This is a genomic window from Stenotrophomonas sp. Marseille-Q5258 (genome assembly GCF_946900935.1).
Classification (GTDB): domain Bacteria; phylum Pseudomonadota; class Gammaproteobacteria; order Xanthomonadales; family Xanthomonadaceae; genus Stenotrophomonas; species Stenotrophomonas nematodicola.
In genome coordinates, this window is sequence record NZ_CAMPPN010000043.1 from 1 (window position 1) to 19256 (window position 19256).

Consider the following 19256-nt stretch of genomic DNA (forward strand, 5'->3'; position numbering starts at 1 on the left):
GTTTTGGGGCAGGGCGGATACCCCTAGATATACCCCCAGCGTCTCATGGGCTGCAACGGAACAGCCCGGACAACCCCGGACAACAAAAAAGCCGGAACCCCTTGTTTGATGAGGAATTCCGGCTTTCTGTGGCCCTTGCGGGACCATCTAATGGTGGAGGTGGGCGGAATTGAACCGCCGTCCGAAGGCACTCCATCCCCGGTACTACATGCTTAGCTCACCGTTGGATCTCATCCTGTGGCAGCACGGTGTGCAAAGCGCACCCCAGGACCAGCCTGCTTTAGTTAAGTCGTGACTGACAGGCAGCCATCACAACCGGTTCCGTGATAATGACCCTACACCTACGAGCACGGGCACAAGTAGGTTCGGGGGTTCGCCTTAGGCGGCTGTAGAACTAAACGCTAAAGCTGTTTTTAGGCAGCGATTGCGAAGTCGTTCGAACCGTAGTTGTCGTCGTTGGCAACTAGAAGTTTGCTGCTGGATTAACGAGGAAAGCGGCCCCCTCGGCATGCACCAAGTAACTTCACAACCCCCGTCGAAACCAATGCACCCCCGGTTTCTTCAAGAACAGTAAGGTTTTCAAACCTTCGACCTTGTCCGAAGACATCGCCGCAGGTTCACCTGACACCGCGAATCCTACGCCTATTTGGCTGAACAGTCACGTTGGGCCGTTTCCTTCTACCATGCCCCCAGCTCTTCTCCACTGGACCTCCCATGCTGCTGCCAGGACGCCGGCCCCCCTTCGACGCACGTATCAGCGCGCCGCGTGTGCCTGCCCCGTTGAGTGTGTCCCACCTGGAGCCGGGCGGCATTGTGCTGTCCGAGGGGCTGGCGCGGCAGACGATACCGTTCGATGACCACGGGCCGCGCTGCGACAACCCGGCCTTGTTCGATGCGCTGCGGAAGCTGAACGCAGACGGGATTCCGTTCCAGTACCAGCCGCAGGTGGTGGATGCGCCGGCACGGCTGATGGCGTGGTGGCAGGAGACCGGCCGGCTGGCGGACACCTTCTCGGAAATCGCCTGGCTGTCGCCGGAGCAGTGGCGCATCACCTTCATCCCGGTGCCGGTGCAAGGGGTGATGGGCTGGGACGGACGCGCAGGTCCCTTCGCGGGCTGAGTCAACAGCCGCAGCGCGGGCAGGGGCGTCCCGATGGGCGCACCGCGCGGGGGACCGCCGCGCACGCGCGCGCTCAGTCTTCCTGCAACTGCTCGAAGCGCATGGCGAGGTAGTCGATCAGTGCACGCACTGCCGGCAGCAGGCCCCGGCGTGAGGGGAATACCGCGTGCACGATGCCGTGGTGCGGCTGCCAGTCGGGCAGCAGGCGGACCAGGCGGCCATCGGCCAGTTCGTCGCAGATCATCATCGTGGGCAGCATCAGGATGCCCACGCCGGCGACGGCGGCTGCGCGCAGCGCGACCATGTCGTCGCTGACCATGCGCGGTACGTGGTGGACCAGCGCCACGGCGCCGTCGGCGGCGGTCAACTGCCAGGCATGGACCTGGTGCGCGGCGCTGAGGTCAACGCTGGGGAAGTGCGCAAGGTCGGCCGGTACGGTGGGCACCGGCGTGTGGGCGAACAGCGACGGGCTGGCCGCCACGCACCAGTTGCGGGTGGCCAGTACGCGCACGATCAGGTCGCTGTCGGCCAGCGGCGGCGGCCGGACCCGGATGGCGATGTCCAGGCCTTCGCCGATCACATCCACGCGCCGGTTGGTGGCGTCCAGGTGCAGCGAGACTTTCGGGTGTTCGGCCAGGAAGTCGGCCAGCATCACCCCCATGCGCGCATGCAGGATGGCGACCGGCACCGCGATGCGTACCGTGCCACGCGGCTCGGCGCGCGACAGGGCGATCGCCTCTTCAGCCGCTTCGGCTTCGACCAGCATCGCCTTGCAGTGCGCATAGTACTGCTGGCCCACCTCGGTGACAGAGAAGCGGCGGGTGGAGCGGTGGATCAGGCGGACACCGAGCCGTTCCTCAAGCAGGGCGATGCGACGGCTGAGTTTGGACTTGGGAATGCCCAGCGCCCGCCCGGCCGGGGCGAAGCCGCCATGCTCGACCACATGCGCGTAGTAGGAGAGGTCGTTGAGGTCGAGGGTGCTCATGTCGAGCATCGTTCATCTGGTGGGACGCTGAGGATAGAACCTGCTGGCTACCGGGTCCATCGTTCCGTGAATAGTCTGGATCGCATGGTTCGGCAGCCTGCCGGCCAGCCCCAGACACCCGAGGACCGCCAGATGAGCACCCCCGCCAACTTCAACAACGCCGCCCCCGTGATCGACCCGGCCAATGCGGCCATGCTGTTGATCGACCACCAGAGCGGCCTGTTCCAGACCGTGCACGATATGCCGATGCCAACGTTGCGCGCCCATGCCACCGCGCTGGCGCAGATGGCGACGCTGACGAAGATGCCCGTGATCACCACCGCATCGGTGCCGCAGGGGCCGAACGGGCCGTTGATTCCGGAGATCCGCGCCGCAGCGCCGCATGCGCAGTACGTGGCGCGGCGCGGCGAAATCAACGCCTGGGACAATCCCGACTTCGTTGCTGCGGTGAAGGCGACCGGTCGCCGCCAGCTGATCATCGCCGGCACCATCACCAGTGTCTGCATGGCGTTCCCGTCTATCGCCGCGGTTGCCGACGGGTACCAGGTATTCGCCGTGATCGACGCCTCCGGCACCTATTCCAAGATGGCGCAGGAAATCACCCTGGCACGGGTGGTGCAGGCCGGCGTGGTGCCGATGGACACTGCCGCGGTCGCCTCGGAACTGCAGAAGACCTGGCACCGCGAGGATGCGGCGCAGTGGGCGCAGATCTACACGCAGATCTTCCCGGCCTACCAGCTGTTGATCGAGAGCCATGCCAAGGCGCAGGACGTGGCGTTGCGCCAGGAAGTGCTGGATTCGCAGCGCGGGTAGGACCCCGCGCCTGGGTGGGCCTGCCGAACACGGCCGGCCCCGACCGGCTCAGCCGCGCGGGCCGTGCTCGCGCAGGCGGCGGCTGTCCGCCTGGTGACGGGCCTTTTCCTTGCGCACTCGGTTGTGCTCGTTGCGCAGCGCCGATGCCTGCTTGCGGACTTCCGGCTCGGTCTGCTGCATCAGCGTCTGCAGTCGCGCGATCAGGACGGCCTGTTCGCGGCTGGGGGCGGCGTCGCCCAGATCGCGTCGCACGTTGCGCAGCAGGTAGGTCAGCACCTTCAGCAGGGCGGCGGGGTCCATCGTGCGGGTGAGTTCGGAAAACACGAACTCCAGGGCAGCCACATCGGCCGTGAGGTCGGCGACTGCGTCTGCCGGGTGCGCCGAAGCCTGGGTTTGTTCGAGGGTCACGCGCCGTTCCTGTGCTGTATTGAGGATGGATTCTGACACTTGTAAGGCCCGCGCAGGGGATCGGCCTGCACGGTCTCCTGCAACGCCGCCTCAACGGCGCGATTGCCAGCGCTGCACGGCCACGCCGGCCAGCATCACGGGGACGAACCACAGCGCCTCCAGCGCGCCGATGCCCAGCCGGACCAGGGCCGGTCCCGGACAGCAGCCGGTCAGGCCCCGGCCCACGCCGAACAGGGCGGCGCCGGCGGGGTCAGGCGTCGCGGTTGTGGCGGCGCATGGTGCGCGACTTTTCGCGGGCCCAGTCGCGGTCCTTTTCGGCATCGCGCTTGTCGTGGGTCTGCTTGCCCTTGGCCAGGGCGATTTCCAGTTTGATCTTGTTCTTGCTCCAGTACATCGCGGTGGGCACGATGGTGTAGCCGTCGCGCTGGACCTTGCCGATCAGCTTGTCGATCTCGCTGCGGTGCAGAAGCAGCTTGCGCTCGCGCCGGTCGTTGGCCACCACGTGGGTGGAGGCCTGGATCAACGGGGTGATCTGCGCACCGATCAGGTAGATTTCGCCGTCACGCACGTAGGCGTAGGCATCGATGATGTTGCCGCGCCCGGCACGGATCGACTTGACCTCCCAGCCCTGCAGGGCCAGGCCGGCTTCGAAACGGTCCTCGATGTGGTACTCGTGGCGGGCACGCTTGTTGAGCGCGATGGTTTTGTTGGCCGTCGCGTTCTTTGCTTTATCCTTGCCGCTGTTCTTGCTCATGTCCGTATTGTCTCCGATTCGGGCCTCCCCGGTCGATTCATCAGCACACCAGTACCGCCGCATGCCAACTATCCGCCGTAGTGCCCTGGTCGAACATTCGGCTGCCCGTATGTTCGACCTGGTCAATGATATTGACGCCTATCCGCGCCGCTTCCGCTGGTGCTCGGCCTCGCAGATTCTGGAATCCGCTCCGGATCGCCTGGTGGCGCGCCTGGACCTGGGTCTGGGTTCGTTCTCGACCTGGTTCATGACCGAGAACGCGTTGCAGCGACCGTGCAGCATCGACATGCAGCTGCGCGATGGTCCGTTCAAGCGCCTGCATGGGCGCTGGGAATTCCATGCACTTGCCGAGGATGCCTGCAAGGTGACCCTCACGCTGGAGTTCGAACCGAACTCCCGCCTGCTCGGGCCGGCGCTCGCGCTGGGCTTCCAGGGCCTGGCAGACCGCATGGTCAATGATTTCGTTCGTGTCGCCGACGAGCAGGACTGAACGATGATCCGGGTGGAGGTGGTGCTGGCCTGGCCGGACCGTGCCGAGGTCCGCGTGCTGTCCCTGTGCGAAGGGGCCACCGTCGGCGATGCGATCCAGGCGGCGGCGATCGAGGGCAGTGCGCAGTGCCCGGCGGTGGCCGTGCATGGCCTGCTGGCGACCGCCACGCAGGTGCTGCACGACGGCGACCGGGTCGAGCTGCTGCGCCCCCTGCTGGCCGACCCCAAGGACAACCGCCGCCGGCGCGCGGGCGCCGGCCGCTGATTGCCGTGCCGCGGGGCCTCAGCGGCCGCGCTGCTTCTTCTTGTCCTTGGCCAGGTTGCGGCCGAACTGGCGGATGCTGGTGCGGGCGAGTTCGGCGTCCTGGTTCGGGAAGTAGTCGCCCTCCCAGCGGGTCACCAGGTCGTTCTCGAAGAACACCGTGAAGTTCTTCACTTCAGTGTTGCCCAGCCGGTTGATGCGCTGGCTGGCGGTGTAGTCCCAGCGCTGGGCGTGGAACGGGTCGGGAATGGAGGGAGTGCCGAGCAGGGCATTGACCTGCTGCTTGCTCTGACCCACCTGCAGCTGACCGACGGCCTGCTCCCGGATCAGGTTGCCCTGATAGATGGGTTGCTTATAGATGATGCCGCAGCCCGTGGTGGACAGGGCAACGGCGGCGACCAGCAGGAGATTGCGCATCGGGAATGGCGTTTGGGGAAATCGAGTCGATGATACACTCCCGACGTGTCGCCGCGACCCAATCCGAGGCAGCTGGCGCTAAATCGCCAATGAACGGAGAATTATGGAAACCCACGACCTGCGCAAAGTCGGCCTGAAGGTGACCCATCCGCGGATGCGGATCCTTGCCCTGCTTGAGCAGCGCAACGCCCAGCACCACATGACCGCCGAGGACATCTACCGCCAGCTGCTCGAGCACGGCGACGAGATCGGCCTGGCGACGGTGTACCGGGTGCTGACCCAGTTCGAGGCCGCCGGCCTGGTCCTGAAGCACAATTTCGAGGGCGGCCAGGCCGTCTATGAACTCGACCGCGGCGGCCACCACGACCATATGGTCGACGTGGACAGCGGCAAGATCATCGAGTTCGAAAGCCACGAGATCGAGGAGCTGCAGCGCAAGATCGCGGCCGACCACGGTTACGAGCTGGAAGAGCACTCGCTGGTGCTCTACGTGCGCAAGAAGCGCAAGTAACCGCCAGACGGCTGTTACGCGGGTAGCTCCCGCAAGTAGCTCCCGCAAGGCACGGCGCAGGCGTTCCCAACGCCGCTTGCCGGCCGCCCGACCGTCGGCGGCCGTTACGGCGGCCATGCCGTCGGTCGGGGTGCAACGCAGCGACGACCGGGGGTCGTCGCCTGCCGGTTGCCAGGGCCGGTCAGGCCTGCAACAGTTTCCGCGCCGCGGCGCGGGCTTCCTTGGTGACTTCCACCCCGCCCAGCATGCGCGCCAGCTCTTCCTCGCGCGCCCGGGTGTCCAGCTTCTCGACCGCGCTCTGGGTCATGCCGTCCACCGGTGCCTTGCTGACCCGGTAATGGGCATGGCCTTTGGAGGCCACCTGCGGCAGATGGGTCACGCACAGCACCTGGCGCTTTTCGCCCAAGGCGCGCAGCTTCTGCCCCACGATGTCGGCCACGGCGCCGCCGATGCCCGAATCCACTTCGTCGAAGACCATCGTCGGCACCGCGTCCAGGCCCAGGGCAGCCACCTCGATCGCCAGCGAGATCCGGGACAGTTCGCCGCCGGAGGCGACCTTGCGCAGGGCGCGGGGAGGCTGGCCGGCATTGGCCGCGACCAGGAACTCGACGCGCTCGGCGCCGTTGGGGTCCGGCTTGGCCACGGCCTGGGGCTCGATGTCGATCAGGAACTGGCCCCCGCCCATGCCCAGCTCGCCGATCAGGTCGGTGGTGGTCTGCGACAGGGCGGCTGCGGCCTGCTGGCGGCTGGCGCTGAGCGCGGCCGCCACGGCCTGCCATTGCCCGCTCGCGCGCTGGATCTCGCCTGCCAGGGCCTGCAGGCGCTCGTCCGCGCCCCGCAGCTGTTCGACCTCGGCGTCCAGTGCGTCACGGTGTTCGCCCAGGGCTTCCATCGGCACCCGATGCTTGCGCGCCAGATCGTGCAGGCGGCCCAGCCGGCGTTCGATGTCCTCGAACTGCTCCGGATCGGCGTCGAGGTCGTCATGGACCCGGTCCAGCAGCGACAGGGCTTCATGCAGCTGGATGGACGCGCTGTCCAGCAGCGCGTCCACCTCGCCCAGGCGGGTGTCGTGTTCGGCCACCCGGGCGAGATCATGCCGGGTCTGCTGCAGCAACTGCAGGACGGACACGTCGTCGTCGCCGTTGAGGCGGCCGGCGGCCACATCGCAGGCGCTGATCAGCGCGCTGGCGTGCGCCTGCCGGCGATGGCTGCTGCCCAGCGCCACGATCGAGGCGGGGTCCAGGTCTTCGCGCTGCAGTTCGCCCAGCTGGTGTTCAAGGAATCCGATGCGGTCGCTCACGTCTCCCTGTTTGGACAGGGCCTCGGCCTCGTCCACCAGTGCCTGCCAGCGGGCCGCCGCCTGGCGGACCTGGCTGCGTTCGGCCTCGTTGCGGGCGTAGGCATCCAGCAGGGCCAGCTGCGAGGGCCGCGACAGCAGGGCCTGCTGTTCGTGCTGGCCGTGGATCTCTACCAGGGTGGCGGCCAGTTCGGTGAGCTGTGACAGGGTGACCGGCCGGCCGTTGATCCAGGCCCGCGAGCCGCCGTCGGCACGGATGATCCGGCGCAGCTGGCACTGGTCCTCGTCGTCGAGCTCGTTGTCGCGCAGCCACTGCCGCGCCGGCGCATCGGCGGGCGGGGCGAATTCGGCCGACAGCTCGGCGCGGGCGGCGCCGTGGCGGACCACGCCGCTGTCGGCGCGCAGCCCGGACAGGAAGCCCAGCGCGTCCACCATCAGCGACTTGCCCGCGCCGGTTTCGCCGCTGACCACGGTCATGCCCGGCCCGAATTCGAGTTCGGTAGCGCGGACGACTGCAAAATCCTTGATCGATAGATGTCTAAGCATGGTCTGAGGTTCGTGAGCCGCGCAAAGCTAGCATGGGCGAGGGGCGGCTCCAATGACTTGCCAACGCCGGGTCCAGCCATTATCTAAGGGGGCGTCTCACAGGCTGATTCCATGCACCCTTCCTCTCCCCATCTTGCGCCCCGTGCCCGCCATCTGCTGCGGACGCTGATCGCGCGCCATATCCAGGATGGCGAGCCGGTGGGGTCGCAGACCCTGGCGCGGCATGCGGGGCTGGATGTCAGCCCGGCCACCATCCGCAACATCCTGGCCGATCTGGAAGACCTGGGCCTGCTCAGTTCGCCGCACACCTCGGCAGGCCGGGTGCCGACCGCGAACGGCTACCGGGTGTTCGTGGACAGCCTGGTCAAGATGCAACCGCCAGGCGAGGGCGAACTGACCCGCCTGCGCAGCGAACTGGCCACCGGTACCGGCACCCAGGCACTGCTGGGCAGCGCCTCGGAGCTGTTGTCGGCGATGAGCCATTTCGTGGGCGTGGTGAGTGCGCCGCGCCGGGAGCAGTTCGCGTTCCGCCACATCGATTTCGTGGCGCTGGACGCGCGCCGGGTGCTGGCGATCCTGGTGTTCGCCGACAACGAGGTGCAGAACCGGGTGATCGAGCCGCGCCGCAGCTGGGAGCCGGGCGAGCTGGAGCAGGTGGCCAATTACCTCAATGCGCAGTGCGCGGGCCGGCCGCTGTCGGAGATCCGCGCGCGGCTGCTGCTGGAGCTGCGCGACGCGCAGTCGGAGATGGAGCAGCTGCTGGCGCACAGCATCGAGCTGGCCGAGCAGGCGCTGGTGCCGCCGGCCGATGACATGGTGCTGGCCGGACAGACCCGGCTGATGGGGGTGCAGGACCTGTCGGACCTGGAGCGCCTGCGCGAGCTGTTCGACGTGTTCGCCAGCAAGCGCGAGATCCTGCAGCTGCTGGAGCGCACCATCCAGGCCCCGGGCGTGCGCATCTTCATCGGCGAGGAGACCGGCGTGATGCCGCTGGAGAGCGTCTCGCTGGTGACCGCCCCGTACTCGGCCGGTGGCCGGGTGCTGGGCGTGCTGGGGGTGATCGGCCCCAAGCGGATGGCCTACGACCGCATGATTCCGCTGGTGCAGGCTACGGCCGAGGTGCTGGGGGCGGCGTTGGAACCGGGTGGACCGGGCGGATTGTCCCGTGAGCGGGCCTGATCGACGGTTCAGCTCTTGAAACCGGTCGGCGCGCCCACATAGGGGTGGGTGGAGGCGGGGAGTCACCGCCAGGGAAACGGAAATGAACCAAGATCAGTCAGATATCGCATCCCAGACGTCGACCGGCGAGCAGGCCCCGGCCGATGCGCTGCAGCAGCAGGTCGAGAGCCTGCACAACGAGCTGGCGCTGCTGAAGGCCGAGTCGCTGCGCGAGCGCGCCGACCTGGACAACCAGCGCAAGCGCGTGGCCCGCGACGTCGAGCAGGCGCGCCGCTTCGCCAATGAAAAGCTGCTGGGCGAGCTGCTGCCGGTGTTCGACAGCCTCGACGCCGGCCTGGCAGCCGCCGGCACCGACCCCAGCCCGCTGCGCGAAGGCCTGGAGCTGACGTACAAGCAGCTGCTCAAGGTCGCCGCGGACAACGGCCTGACCCTGCTGGACCCGACCGGCCAGCCGTTCAACCCGGACCACCACCAGGCGATCAGCCAGGTCGACGCGCCCGGTGCGGCACCCGGCAGCGTGGTCCAGGTGTTCCAGAAGGGCTATCAGCTCAATGATCGCCTGCTGCGCCCGGCCCTCGTCGTGGTCGCACGCGACGCGTGACGCCGGGCGCTCCCCGGCGGACGGGGCCGGTTCCGCCCGGCCCCATCACCGGACGCTGAACGCGTTTGGCAGCCATCGGACACTGTGTTCGGTGGATGGCTTGAAAGTCTTCCCGGCGTCCCACACATCCCATTCATAACCCGGCAGCAGCCGGATGTTCCCAGAACTTTCAGGAGTCTCCCTCATGGGCAAGATCATTGGTATCGACCTCGGCACCACCAACTCGTGTGTGGCGATCATGGACGGCGGCAAGGCCCGCGTCATCGAGAATGCGGAGGGTGACCGCACCACGCCTTCCATCGTCGCCTACACCAAGGACGGCGAAGTGCTGGTGGGCGCCTCGGCCAAGCGCCAGGCCGTCACCAACCCGAAGAACACCTTCTACGCCGTCAAGCGCCTGATCGGCCGCAAGTTCACCGACGCTGAAGTCCAGAAGGACATCGCGCACGTGCCCTACGGCATCCTGGCCCACGACAACGGCGACGCCTGGGTGCAGACCAGCGACGCCAAGAAGATGGCGCCGCAGGAAATCTCCGCCCGCGTGCTGGAGAAGATGAAGAAGACGGCCGAAGCCTTCCTGGGCGAGACCGTGACCGAAGCGGTGATCACCGTGCCGGCCTACTTCAACGACAGCCAGCGCCAGGCGACCAAGGACGCCGGCCGCATTGCCGGTCTGGACGTCAAGCGCATCATCAACGAGCCGACCGCGGCCGCACTGGCCTATGGCCTGGACAAGGGCGACAACAAGGATCGCAAGATCGTGGTGTACGACCTGGGCGGCGGCACCTTCGACGTGTCGGTGATCGAAATCGCCAACGTCGACGGTGAAAAGCAGTTCGAAGTGCTGGCCACCAACGGCGACACCTTCCTGGGCGGCGAAGACTTCGACAACCGCGTCATCGAGTACCTCGTCGACGAGTTCAACAAGGACCAGGGCATCGACCTGCGCAAGGATCCGCTGGCCCTGCAGCGCCTGAAGGACGCCGCCGAGCGCGCCAAGATCGAACTGTCCAGCGCGCAGCAGACCGAAGTGAACCTGCCGTACGTCACCGCCGACGCCTCGGGTCCGAAGCACCTGAACATCAAGCTGACCCGCGCCAAGCTGGAAGCGCTGGTGGAAGAGCTGATCAAGAAGTCGATCGAACCGTGCCGCGTGGCGCTGAATGACGCCGGCCTGCGCTCGAGCGACATCAGCGAAGTGATCCTGGTCGGCGGCCAGACCCGCATGCCGAAGGTACAGCAGGCCGTGACCGAGTTCTTCGGCAAGGAACCGCGCAAGGACGTCAACCCGGACGAAGCCGTGGCACTGGGTGCGGCCATCCAGGGTGGCGTGCTCGGCGGCGACGTCAAGGACGTGCTGCTGCTGGACGTGACCCCGCTGTCGCTGGGCATCGAGACGATGGGTGGCGTGTTCACCAAGATCATCGAGAAGAACACCACCATCCCGACCAAGGCCTCGCAGGTGTTCTCCACCGCCGAGGACAACCAGTCGGCCGTGACCGTGCACGTGCTGCAGGGTGAGCGCGAACAGGCCCGCTTCAACAAGTCGCTGGCCAAGTTCGACCTGTCCGGCATCGAGCCGGCCCCGCGCGGCATGCCGCAGGTGGAAGTGTCCTTCGACATCGACGCCAACGGCATCCTGCACGTGTCGGCCAAGGACAAGAAGACCAACAAGGAACAGAAGGTCGAGATCAAGGCCGGTTCGGGTCTGTCCGAGGACGAGATCGCGCGCATGGTCGCCGACGCGGAAGCCAACCGCGAGGAAGACAAGAAGTTCCACGAGCTGGTCCAAGCCCGCAACCAGGCCGACGCGCTGATCCACGGTACCCGTACTGCGATCAACGAGCACGGCAGCAAGGTCGGTGGTGATGTGATCGGCAAGGTCGAGTCGGCCCTGTCCGACCTGGAAACGGCGATGAAGGGCGACGACAAGGCGCAGATCGAAGCCAAGTCGAAGGTGCTGGAAGAGGCCGGCCAGTCGCTGTTCGCCGCGGCGGCCGCCGCCGAGCAGGGCGGTGCCGCTGCGGGTGCCGATGCCGGTGCCGGCAACACCAACGGCGCGCATGACGACGTGGTCGACGCCGAGTTCACCGAAGTCAAGGACGACAAGAAGTCCTGATCCGGACAAGACGCGGGACGTTGCGCAGGCAGCGTCCCGTTGTCGTTTCCCCCAGGTCCTGACAGCCGTATCCCGGCCTGTCGGGGCGCCCGACGCAAGAGCGGACCTGGTTCCGCTCTTGCGCGTTGACGAATCCCGACTTCCGGAACCCGATCCAAGTTATGAGCAAGCGCGATTACTACGAAGTGCTGGGCGTGTCCCGCACCGCCAGCGAAGAAGAGCTGAAGAAGTCCTATCGCCGTTGCGCGATGAAGTTCCACCCGGACCGCAATCCGGGTGATGCGGCTGCCGAAGCATCCTTCAAGGAATGCAAGGAAGCCTACGAAGTCCTGTCCGACGCCAACAAGCGCCGCATGTACGACGCCCACGGCCACGCCGCGTTCGAGCATGGCATGGGCGGTGGCGGCGGTCCGGGCGGCCCGGACATGAACGACATTTTCGGCGACATTTTCGGCAACATCTTCGGCGGCGGTGGCGGTGGTCCGCGCCAAGCCCGTCGCGGTGCCGACATCGGCTACGTGATGGAGCTGGACCTGGAAGAAGCGGTGATGGGCGTGGAGCGCCGCATCGAGATTCCGGCCCTGGCCGAATGCGGTGACTGCCACGGCAACGGCTCGGAAGACGGCAAGGTGGACACCTGCACCGTCTGCCAGGGGCGCGGCCAGGTGCGCGTGCAGCGCGGCATCTTTGCCATGCAGCAGGCCTGCCACAACTGCGGTGGCCGTGGCCAGATCATTCCCAATCCCTGCAAGACCTGCCACGGCAACGGCCGTGTCGAGGAAGACAAGGTGTTGTCGGTGAAGGTGCCTGCGGGCGTCGATACCGGTGACCGCATCCGCCTGTCCGGCGAAGGCGAGGCCGGTCCGGCCGGTACGCCGGCGGGCGATCTGTATGTGGAAGTGCGGGTGCGCGAGCACGCTATCTTCCAGCGCGACGGTGACGACCTGCACTGCGAAGTGCCGATCCGCATCTCGCAGGCGGCGCTCGGCGACACCGTGCGCGTGGCCACGCTGGGCGGGTACGCCGAGATCCGCATTCCGGCCGAAACCCAGACCGGCAAGCTGTTCCGCCTGCGCGGCAAGGGTGTACGGTCGGTGCGCAGCCGCAGCGAAGGCGATCTGTATTGCCGCGTGGTGGTGGAGACCCCGGTCAACCTCACCACCGAGCAGCGCAAGCTGCTGGAGCAGTTTGAAACCACCTTCACCGGCGAAGAAGCGCGCAAGCACTCGCCGAAGTCGGCCACGTTCATCGATGGCGTGAAGGGGTTCTGGGATCGGATGACGTCATAAGCGGCGTTGGTTCCTGCCTTGTACCGAAGGCCCCCTGGAGACAGGGGGCTTTTTTTTTGTTCCCGTCGCGGTCCGGTGCAGGTCGTCTGCCTTTGGTGTTGATCGCGACAGGCGTGGGTGACTGTGCCTGCAGCGATTACTACCATGCCGCGATGAACACGCTTGCCCGCAACGTCCACGCCGCTGTTCGATCCCTGTCTTGCGCTGTAAGCCGCGCATGGCCGGTGGCCGTGGTGACTGCCTCCCTCGCTGCAGGCGCGGTGTCCGCCGCGCCGTTGGAGGCATGCAGGCTGGATGCGATCGATGGGACGATCGAGCGTCCTCTGCAGTTGGCGCCTGGCACGCGATGGACGTACTCGATGGGTCCCGACCATCCTGTGTCGTCCCTTCGCCTGGATGGGATGACGGAGCGCCTGACGCGGCTGGCGGTGGGGGACGGTGTGGCGCGGGTTGAACACACCGACACCTATGCGGACGTCAATCCGCTTCGCCAGGGGCGCAAGGAAATCCTGCGGTTCCCACTTGCGGTGGGTGCGGCGTGGAACGATGCCTTCGCCGAACCCGGTGCAGTCGTGGGGCCAACGGGACCTACCGCTACGACTACGAAGAGGAGGCCAGCAATCGTGTGGTGGGCATGGAGACAATCAACGTTGGGATTGGCAGCGTCCGTGCGTACCGCATCGAACGGCGTGCACGCTGGCGAAAGTCCAATCCCACCTCCGATGACATGACCGGCAGGCGCTGGCAGGGGCGATCGGCCGTCGAGGGGCTGGAGCACAGCGTCAGCTGGTACGCGCCTGCCGTGGGACGGGTAGTGCTCAAGCGCAGCATTACCGCGCATCCGTCGTATGCGCTCCATCTCCAGGAAGCGGGCAGCTCCCGCCACGCCATTGTCACCGAGCTGGTCGCCTTCGAATCGCCGGGCGGCTGTCGCGTGGAAGGGGAGCCCGTCCACGCGCAACGGTTCGCCGATCGCCGGCCGCTGCATTACCCACTGGTCTTCAGCGATACCTGGGAGTTCCTGCTGCAGCGTGACCCCCACATCCCGGAACGGGCAGATCCGGCTGCGTAGACGGGCAGGATGCGGCATAGCGGTTGGGGGATAATGGCCATAGAGCCCCCCACCGTGCCGATCCCATGAACGAATCCCTCGAAAGCCACCTGGTCCACGGCCGCCGCCAGCGCCCGGACGGTCCGTCGCCGGTCGATGTCATCTCCGTGCAGTCCCAGCTCGTCTACGGCCATGCCGGCAACAGCGCTGCGGTACCGCCGCTGCGTGCGCTGGGCGTGCGCGTGGCGGAGATCCCGACCACGCTGCTCAGCAACGCGCCGTTCTACGCCACCACGCGTGGCCGCGTGCTGCCCTCGGAGTGGTTCTCGGACCTGCTGCTGGGCACCGCCGAGCGCGGGTTGCCGCAGCGTGCACGGATGCTGGTCTCGGGCTACTTCGGCAGCGTCGGCAACGGCACCGCGTTCGCCGACTGGCTGGACGAGGTGCTGCCGGCATCGCCGCAGCTGCGCTACTGCCTGGACCCGGTGATCGGCGATACCCACACCGGTCCGTATGTGGAGCCTGGTCTGGAAACCGTGTTCGCCGAGCGCCTGCTGCCGCACGCGTGGCTGGTGACGCCCAATGCGTTCGAGCTGGGGCGGTTGACCGGGATGCCGAGCCTGGCCCAGGACGAAGCCATCGCCGCGTCGCAGGCCCTGCTGGCACGCGGGCCCGAGTGGGTGCTGGCGCACAGCGTGGGCGGCGAGCCGGGGCAGCTGGTGACGCTGGCGGTGAGTCGCGATGCGATCTGGCGCTGGACCTCGCCGCACCTGCCGGTGGACGTGGCCGGCACCGGCGACGTGCTGATGTCGCTGCTGGTTGCCTTCCTGCTGCGCGGCGAAGCCTTCGAGCAGGCCATCTCGCGCGCGATCGCCGGTGTGCACGTGGCGTTGGAGACCACGCTGGCCAACGGGCATGAAGAGTTCGACGTACTGGCTGCCGCACCGGCGGCCCTGTCGTTGCCGCAGCGCTTCGTGCCCGAGCGCCTGGCGTGACCCGGATGCCGGTGGTTGGCATCGTCGGCAGTGCCGGAGCCTACGGGCGCTGGCTGCGGCGGTTCCTCCAGCAACGGATGGGCCTGGAGGTACTGGGACACGATCCGGCTGATCCCCGATCGGACAGCCCCGAGGTTCTGGTCGCGCGCGCGGAGGTGCTGATCTTCTCCGCGCCGATCCGCCATACCCCGGCGTTGATCGGCGAGTACGTCGCGCGCTCGGCCGGGCGCGAGGCAGGGCGGCTGTGGCTGGACGTCACGTCGGTGAAGTCCGCGCCGGTGGCGGCGATGCTCGCCTCGCAGGCCGACGTGGTGGGCCTGCATCCGATGACCGCGCCGCCGAAGGCGCCGACCCTGAAAGGCCGCGTCATGGTGGTCTGCGAGGCGCGCCTGTCGCAGTGGAAGCCGTGGGTGCAGGGCCTGTGCGATGCACTGGAGGCCGAGTGCGTGCGCGCCACGCCCGAGCACCACGACCAGGTGATGGCGCTGGTGCAGGCAATGGTTCACGCCACGCACCTGGCCCAGGCCGGCGTGCTGCGCGAGTACGCACCGCTGCTCGGCCCCCTCCCGGCGCTGATGCCGTACCGGTCGGCGTCATTCGAGCTGGATACGGCGATCATCGCGCGCATCCTGTCGTTGAACCCGGTCATCTACGAAGACATCCAGTTCGGCAATCCGCACGTTGGGCCGATGCTCGACCGCCTGCTTGCGCACCTGCAGACGCTGCGTAGCCAGGTCGGGCAGGGCGACGACGATGCGCGGGCGGCGTTCCGCCAGCAGCTGCTGCTGGACAATCGTGACAGCCAGGGCGAGGCCGTGCTGGCCGAAGGCAACTATACCTTCGAGCGGGTGGGCTACCTGCTGGCCGACCTGACCGAGCGCAATGCGATCAGCGTGCATCTGCCCGAGGATCGCCCCGGTTCGCTGCGTGAACTGCTGCATGTGTTCGAGCGCCACGCGGTGAGCCTGGCTTCCATCCACTCGTCGCGCACGCCGGCCGGCGACGTGCATTTCCGCGTGGGATTCGTTGCCGGCAGCGACGCACGCGCGCTGCAGCAGGCGGCTGCGGAAATCGACGCGTCCGGCATCGGTCGGGTGCTGTCACGCTGACCTGCTGCACTGCCGCATTCATCCACAGGGGGTGTGGATGAATTGCGGACAACCATGTGGATAACCGCGTTCATCCCTTGCGACAGAACGGTGTCAAGATGGCTGGCGAAAAAATGACCAGCGGTCAGGTCGTCAGGGTAAGTTCGCCGCCCGAGGTGCGGAACTGGCGGCCGTCGCGGACCAGATGACGACCATCGGCCAGCTCGTAACGGGTGGCAGGCGCGGACGACGCGGTGTCGCTGGCAGCCTCCTCCCTGAACTCGATGATGACGTAGTTTTCGCCATTGGCGTCAGTGGCGGGGAACTGTCGGAACGACATGGAACACCTCCTGCAGCGGCACGGACCAGGGTCCGTGCACCATGCATCGCGACGCGTTAGGCGTGTGTCGTCAATCGATGAACTGCAGCTTCGCCAGCTCCGCATACAGGCCACCTTCGGCCAGCAGCTGCGCATGTGTGCCCTGTGCGACGATCCTGCCGTGGTCCATCACGACGATGCGGTCGGCCTTCAGCACGGTGGCCAGGCGATGCGCGATGACCAGCGTGGTGCGGCCGGCCATCAGCCGCTCCAGTGCCTGCTGCACGGCGCGTTCGCTCTGCGCGTCCAGCGCGCTGGTGGCCTCGTCGAGCAGCAGGATCGGTGCATCCTTGAGCAGGGCGCGTGCGATGGCGATGCGCTGCTGCTGCCCGCCGGACAGGCGTGCGCCACGCTCTCCCAGCTCGCTCATATAGCCCTCCGGAAGGGCCTGCAGGAACTCGTCGGCTTCGGCAGCCGCAGCAGCGCGCTGCACCTCCTCGTCACTGGCCTCCAGTCGGCCGTAACGGATGTTGTCCAGTGCGGTGCTCGCAAACAGGGTGGGCTGCTGCGGCACCAGCGCCATCTGCGCGCGCAGCTGGGCCGGATCGACCTGGCGCACATCCACGCCATCGACCTGGATGCGGCCGGCGGCGGGATCGTGGAAGCGCAGCAGCATCGACAGCACGGTGCTCTTGCCCGCGCCGGAGGGACCGACCAGAGCCACGGTCTCGCCCGGGCGCACGTGCAGGTCGAAATGATCCAGCGCGGCGGTGTCCGGGCGCTGCGGATAATGGAACACCACGTCGTCGAAGCGGATCTCGCCACGCAGCGGCTGGGGCAGCGGCTGCGGATCGGCGGGGCTGGTGATCTCGATGTCTTCCTGCAGCAGTTCGGCGATCCGGCCCATGCCGCCGGAGGCGCGCTGCAGTTCATTCCAGACTTCTGCGAGCGCGCCGACCGACCCGCCGCCGATCAACGCATACAGCACGAACTGGCCCAGCGTGCCGGCGCTCATGCGGCCGTCGATGACATCGTGCGCCCCCAGCCACAGCACCCCGACGATCGCGCCGAACACCAGGACGATGGCGGTGGCGGTGACGATGGACTGAGCGCCGATGCGCCGGCGCGCGGCCTTGATCGATTCGCCCAGCGCCGCGTTGAAGCGGCTGCGCTCGTAAGGCTCGCGTGCATGCGCCTGCACCGTGCGGACCGCGCCCAGGGTCTCGGCGGCGAGGCTGTTGGCGTCGGCGATGCGGTCCTGGCTGGCGCGCGAAATGTGGCGCAGACGACGCGCGCCGATGATGATCGGCAGCACGGCCAGCGGAATGCCGACCAGCGTCCACGCCGCCAGTGCCGGGCTGGTGACGAACAGCATGACCAGGCTGCCCACTACAGTGACGCTGCTGCGCAATGCCACCGACATCGTCGAGCCGATGACGCTGCGCAGCAGTTCGCTGTCGGCCGTGAGGCGCGAGACCAGCTCGCCGCTGCGGCTGCGGTCGTGGAAGCCGGCACCCAGCGCAATCAGGTGGGCATACAGGCGGCTGCGCAGGTCGGCGACGACCTTTTCGCCGAGCAGGGAGACGAAGAAGAAGCGGGCAGCGGTGGCCAGGGCCAGTACCACCGCGACCAGGAACAGCAGCGCGAAGGCGCGGTTGATCTGGCCGTTGTCGCTGAAGCCATGATCGATCATCAGCTTGACTGCCGGCGGCAGGCTGAGCGTGGCCACCGAGGACACCGCGAGCGCCACCAGCCAGGCGCTGAACAGCCCCGCATGGCGGCGCACGAACGGCCACAGCGTGCGCAGGCTGCCAAGGCGGCGCAGCGCCGGGGCGGGCGCGGGAGGGGTGTCAGTCATTCGGTTGGCCTGGTTCGGTGCGTGTTTCCACGCGGATACGATCACGGGTGGCGTCGCGCAGCCGGTTTTTCAACGGGTCGACCTGATCGGCCGGTAGACGAAGGTGCAGCGATACGCCCGACGGGGTGAAGGTTTCGGCCTGCTTTTCGGCCAGGTGGGCGGCCAGTGCCGCATGCAGCGTGCCCAGATCGTCGAACGGGGCGTGCACGTCCAGCTCGGCCAGCGCGATCAGCGGTTGCCGTGGCGCCAGCCGCAGGCATTCGGCAGCGGTGCCGCCGTAGGCACGGACCAGGCCGCCCGCGCCAAGTTTGATGCCGCCGTACCAGCGGATGACCACCACCATGACGCGATCAAACCCCTGCCCATCGATCGCCGCCAGGATCGGTCTGCCGGCGGTCCCGGCCGGTTCGCCGTCATCGCTGGAGCGGTAATCGTTGCCATGCCGGTAGGCCCAGCAGTTGTGCGTCGCATCGGGCACGGCCACCTGCTGCAGGAACTGCAGCGCCGCGCCGGCGTCGGTGATGGGGGCGGCATGGGCGATGAAGCGGCTGTGCTTGATCTCCAGGCTGTGACTGACGGCGGTGGCAAGCGTATCGGGCATCCGCGCCATTCTAGAGCTTTGCCTGCGAGACGCGGCGTGCGCGGCTCAGGTGTCGAGCAGTTGGCGCAGGTCGCGCGGGATGCGCACTTCCGGGTACTGCTGCAGGTAGCGCTCCAGGCTGGCGCGCGCGGTATCCAGATCACCGGCATCGCGCCGCTCGCGGATACGCTTGAGCCACTGCTTGCGCGGCAGGCTGGCATCGGCGGACACCGCGGCATCGACGGCGCTGGCCGAGAGGACGGCCTCGCTGGACGGTGCCATCGCCGAACGGCGCTGCATGACGCCTGCGGCGCTCGGGGCCGGGCGTGGCGCCGCGAGCGCCGCGGTGGCGCGCTCCGGGCTCACGGCCTTCTGCGCGGGGGCCGGTGCCGGTGGCGGTGGCGGTGCCATCGCCGGCGCGGTGTCGGCGGCGGCGCTGTCGGCCGGTTCGATCGAGAAGGCCTGCGGCGCTGCGGCCGGTGCCGGCGGAGCAGGCGGCGGCGCCATTCTGGGCGGGGTGACCGGTGCCGGTTCCGCCACTACCGGTGATGGCGGGGGGGTGACGCGCGCCTGGGG

Annotated in this window: 20 protein-coding genes, 1 other RNA gene and 2 pseudogenes; 12 read left to right on the top strand and 11 right to left on the bottom strand. The window is 67.6% G+C overall.

All coding sequences use genetic code 11. The features are described 5' to 3' along the window. Positions 1-151 precede the first annotated feature (151 nt). Positions 152-554, bottom strand: a transfer-messenger RNA (tmRNA) gene (ssrA, locus tag OC534_RS18650). Between the two features lie 160 nt (positions 555-714). Here ssrA and OC534_RS18655 point away from each other — a divergent pair. Then, a complete protein-coding gene (locus OC534_RS18655; protein ID WP_166472883.1) occupies positions 715-1119 on the top strand; it encodes a hypothetical protein in 405 nt (134 codons plus the stop codon). Between the two features lie 73 nt (positions 1120-1192). On the opposite strand, the gene OC534_RS18660 is transcribed toward OC534_RS18655, so the two are convergent. Then, positions 1193-2104 (bottom strand): LysR family transcriptional regulator, encoded by a 912-nt coding sequence (locus OC534_RS18660; protein WP_136005925.1) that lies wholly within the window; start codon positions 2102-2104, stop codon positions 1193-1195. Positions 2105-2236: 132 nt separating this feature from the next. Between OC534_RS18660 and OC534_RS18665 the strand changes: the two genes are divergently transcribed. Next, positions 2237-2917, top strand: a complete 681-nt coding sequence (locus OC534_RS18665; protein WP_262072367.1) for an isochorismatase family protein — start codon at positions 2237-2239, stop codon at positions 2915-2917. Positions 2918-2965: 48 nt separating this feature from the next. Here OC534_RS18665 and OC534_RS18670 read toward each other — a convergent pair whose 3' ends face one another. The 3 genes and pseudogenes from OC534_RS18670 to smpB all read right to left on the bottom strand — a co-directional run bounded on the left by OC534_RS18670 (position 2966) and on the right by smpB (position 4079). Beyond that, on the bottom strand, positions 2966-3325 hold the full coding sequence (locus tag OC534_RS18670) for a hypothetical protein (RefSeq protein WP_017356117.1): 360 nt from the start codon (positions 3323-3325) through the stop codon (positions 2966-2968). Positions 3326-3415: 90 nt separating this feature from the next. Beyond that, a pseudogene (locus OC534_RS18675) lies at positions 3416-3568 on the bottom strand (DUF6691 family protein); the annotation flags it as partial. Between the two features lie 7 nt (positions 3569-3575). Then, on the bottom strand, positions 3576-4079 hold the full coding sequence (gene smpB / locus OC534_RS18680; RefSeq protein ID WP_017356119.1) for an SsrA-binding protein SmpB: 504 nt from the start codon (positions 4077-4079) through the stop codon (positions 3576-3578). A 61-nt stretch (positions 4080-4140) separates the two neighbouring features. Between smpB and OC534_RS18685 the strand changes: the two genes are divergently transcribed. After that, the gene (locus tag OC534_RS18685; protein ID WP_026070781.1) at positions 4141-4569 is read left to right on the top strand and encodes a type II toxin-antitoxin system RatA family toxin; all 429 of its coding nucleotides are present in this window, start codon (positions 4141-4143) and stop codon (positions 4567-4569) included. Between the two features lie 3 nt (positions 4570-4572). Beyond that, positions 4573-4833 carry an RnfH family protein gene (locus OC534_RS18690; protein WP_262072368.1) on the top strand — a complete coding sequence of 87 codons (261 nt, stop codon included), beginning with the start codon at positions 4573-4575 and terminating at the stop codon, positions 4831-4833. An 18-nt stretch (positions 4834-4851) separates the two neighbouring features. Here OC534_RS18690 and bamE read toward each other — a convergent pair whose 3' ends face one another. Then, the gene (gene bamE / locus OC534_RS18695; protein ID WP_136005931.1) at positions 4852-5247 is read right to left on the bottom strand and encodes an outer membrane protein assembly factor BamE; all 396 of its coding nucleotides are present in this window, start codon (positions 5245-5247) and stop codon (positions 4852-4854) included. A 103-nt stretch (positions 5248-5350) separates the two neighbouring features. On the opposite strand from bamE, the gene fur reads away from it, so the two are divergent. Then, a complete protein-coding gene (gene fur / locus OC534_RS18700) occupies positions 5351-5758 on the top strand; it encodes a ferric iron uptake transcriptional regulator (protein ID WP_005409235.1) in 408 nt (135 codons plus the stop codon). Positions 5759-5939: 181 nt separating this feature from the next. On the opposite strand, the gene recN is transcribed toward fur, so the two are convergent. After that, positions 5940-7601 carry a DNA repair protein RecN gene (gene recN / locus OC534_RS18705; RefSeq protein ID WP_136005934.1) on the bottom strand — a complete coding sequence of 554 codons (1662 nt, stop codon included), beginning with the start codon at positions 7599-7601 and terminating at the stop codon, positions 5940-5942. 111 nt (positions 7602-7712) lie between these two features. Here recN and hrcA point away from each other — a divergent pair, with 111 nt between their 5' ends. From hrcA to OC534_RS18740, 7 genes are all read left to right on the top strand, one after another. After that, on the top strand, positions 7713-8780 hold the full coding sequence (hrcA, locus tag OC534_RS18710) for a heat-inducible transcriptional repressor HrcA (RefSeq protein WP_017357112.1): 1068 nt from the start codon (positions 7713-7715) through the stop codon (positions 8778-8780). Positions 8781-8862: 82 nt separating this feature from the next. After that, positions 8863-9381 carry a nucleotide exchange factor GrpE gene (grpE, locus tag OC534_RS18715; protein ID WP_017357111.1) on the top strand — a complete coding sequence of 173 codons (519 nt, stop codon included), beginning with the start codon at positions 8863-8865 and terminating at the stop codon, positions 9379-9381. Between the two features lie 184 nt (positions 9382-9565). Further along, positions 9566-11500, top strand: coding sequence for a molecular chaperone DnaK (dnaK, locus tag OC534_RS18720; protein ID WP_017357110.1), 1935 nt, complete (start codon positions 9566-9568; stop codon positions 11498-11500). Positions 11501-11661: 161 nt separating this feature from the next. Continuing rightward, positions 11662-12789 (top strand): molecular chaperone DnaJ, encoded by a 1128-nt coding sequence (gene dnaJ, locus OC534_RS18725; protein WP_262072369.1) that lies wholly within the window; start codon positions 11662-11664, stop codon positions 12787-12789. A gap of 634 nt (positions 12790-13423) precedes the next feature. Further along, on the top strand, positions 13424-13861 hold the full coding sequence (locus OC534_RS18730) for a hypothetical protein (RefSeq protein ID WP_262072370.1): 438 nt from the start codon (positions 13424-13426) through the stop codon (positions 13859-13861). 65 nt (positions 13862-13926) lie between these two features. Further along, complete coding sequence (gene pdxY, locus OC534_RS18735) at positions 13927-14835, top strand: pyridoxal kinase (protein ID WP_136005936.1); 909 nt, start codon at positions 13927-13929, stop codon at positions 14833-14835. Further along, positions 14832-15944 carry a prephenate dehydrogenase gene (locus OC534_RS18740; RefSeq protein ID WP_262072371.1) on the top strand — a complete coding sequence of 371 codons (1113 nt, stop codon included), beginning with the start codon at positions 14832-14834 and terminating at the stop codon, positions 15942-15944. The genes pdxY and OC534_RS18740 overlap by 4 nt, the downstream gene beginning before the upstream one ends. A gap of 124 nt (positions 15945-16068) precedes the next feature. Here OC534_RS18740 and OC534_RS18745 read toward each other — a convergent pair whose 3' ends face one another. From OC534_RS18745 to OC534_RS18760, 4 genes and pseudogenes are all read right to left on the bottom strand, one after another. After that, complete coding sequence (locus OC534_RS18745) at positions 16069-16263, bottom strand: hypothetical protein (protein WP_017357106.1); 195 nt, start codon at positions 16261-16263, stop codon at positions 16069-16071. A 70-nt stretch (positions 16264-16333) separates the two neighbouring features. Next, on the bottom strand, positions 16334-18100 hold the full coding sequence (locus OC534_RS18750; protein WP_017357105.1) for an ABC transporter transmembrane domain-containing protein: 1767 nt from the start codon (positions 18098-18100) through the stop codon (positions 16334-16336). After that, positions 18093-18701 carry a YigZ family protein gene (locus OC534_RS18755; protein WP_136005940.1) on the bottom strand — a complete coding sequence of 203 codons (609 nt, stop codon included), beginning with the start codon at positions 18699-18701 and terminating at the stop codon, positions 18093-18095. The genes OC534_RS18750 and OC534_RS18755 overlap by 8 nt, the downstream gene beginning before the upstream one ends. Positions 18702-18746: 45 nt before the next feature. After that, a pseudogene (locus OC534_RS18760) lies at positions 18747-19256 on the bottom strand (hypothetical protein); the annotation flags it as partial.

Bases quoted from the DNA above. Each gene is read 5' to 3' on its own strand.
- OC534_RS18690 (WP_262072368.1), top strand. From the start codon at position 4,573: ATGATCCGGGTGGAGGTGGTGCTGGCCTGGCCGGACCGTGCCGAGGTC.
- smpB (WP_017356119.1), bottom strand. From the start codon at position 4,079: ATGAGCAAGAACAGCGGCAAGGATAAAGCAAAGAACGCGACGGCCAAC.
- pdxY (WP_136005936.1), top strand. From the start codon at position 13,927: ATGAACGAATCCCTCGAAAGCCACCTGGTCCACGGCCGCCGCCAGCGC.
- grpE (WP_017357111.1), top strand. From the start codon at position 8,863: ATGAACCAAGATCAGTCAGATATCGCATCCCAGACGTCGACCGGCGAG.
- fur (WP_005409235.1), top strand. From the start codon at position 5,351: ATGGAAACCCACGACCTGCGCAAAGTCGGCCTGAAGGTGACCCATCCG.
- OC534_RS18685 (WP_026070781.1), top strand. From the start codon at position 4,141: ATGCCAACTATCCGCCGTAGTGCCCTGGTCGAACATTCGGCTGCCCGT.
- OC534_RS18755 (WP_136005940.1), bottom strand. From the start codon at position 18,701: ATGCCCGATACGCTTGCCACCGCCGTCAGTCACAGCCTGGAGATCAAG.
- OC534_RS18655 (WP_166472883.1), top strand. From the start codon at position 715: ATGCTGCTGCCAGGACGCCGGCCCCCCTTCGACGCACGTATCAGCGCG.
- dnaJ (WP_262072369.1), top strand. From the start codon at position 11,662: ATGAGCAAGCGCGATTACTACGAAGTGCTGGGCGTGTCCCGCACCGCC.
- OC534_RS18750 (WP_017357105.1), bottom strand. From the start codon at position 18,100: ATGACTGACACCCCTCCCGCGCCCGCCCCGGCGCTGCGCCGCCTTGGC.
- OC534_RS18745 (WP_017357106.1), bottom strand. From the start codon at position 16,263: ATGTCGTTCCGACAGTTCCCCGCCACTGACGCCAATGGCGAAAACTAC.
- recN (WP_136005934.1), bottom strand. From the start codon at position 7,601: ATGCTTAGACATCTATCGATCAAGGATTTTGCAGTCGTCCGCGCTACC.
- OC534_RS18730 (WP_262072370.1), top strand. From the start codon at position 13,424: ATGGAGACAATCAACGTTGGGATTGGCAGCGTCCGTGCGTACCGCATC.
- OC534_RS18665 (WP_262072367.1), top strand. From the start codon at position 2,237: ATGAGCACCCCCGCCAACTTCAACAACGCCGCCCCCGTGATCGACCCG.
- OC534_RS18660 (WP_136005925.1), bottom strand. From the start codon at position 2,104: ATGAGCACCCTCGACCTCAACGACCTCTCCTACTACGCGCATGTGGTC.
- bamE (WP_136005931.1), bottom strand. From the start codon at position 5,247: ATGCGCAATCTCCTGCTGGTCGCCGCCGTTGCCCTGTCCACCACGGGC.
- dnaK (WP_017357110.1), top strand. From the start codon at position 9,566: ATGGGCAAGATCATTGGTATCGACCTCGGCACCACCAACTCGTGTGTG.
- hrcA (WP_017357112.1), top strand. From the start codon at position 7,713: ATGCACCCTTCCTCTCCCCATCTTGCGCCCCGTGCCCGCCATCTGCTG.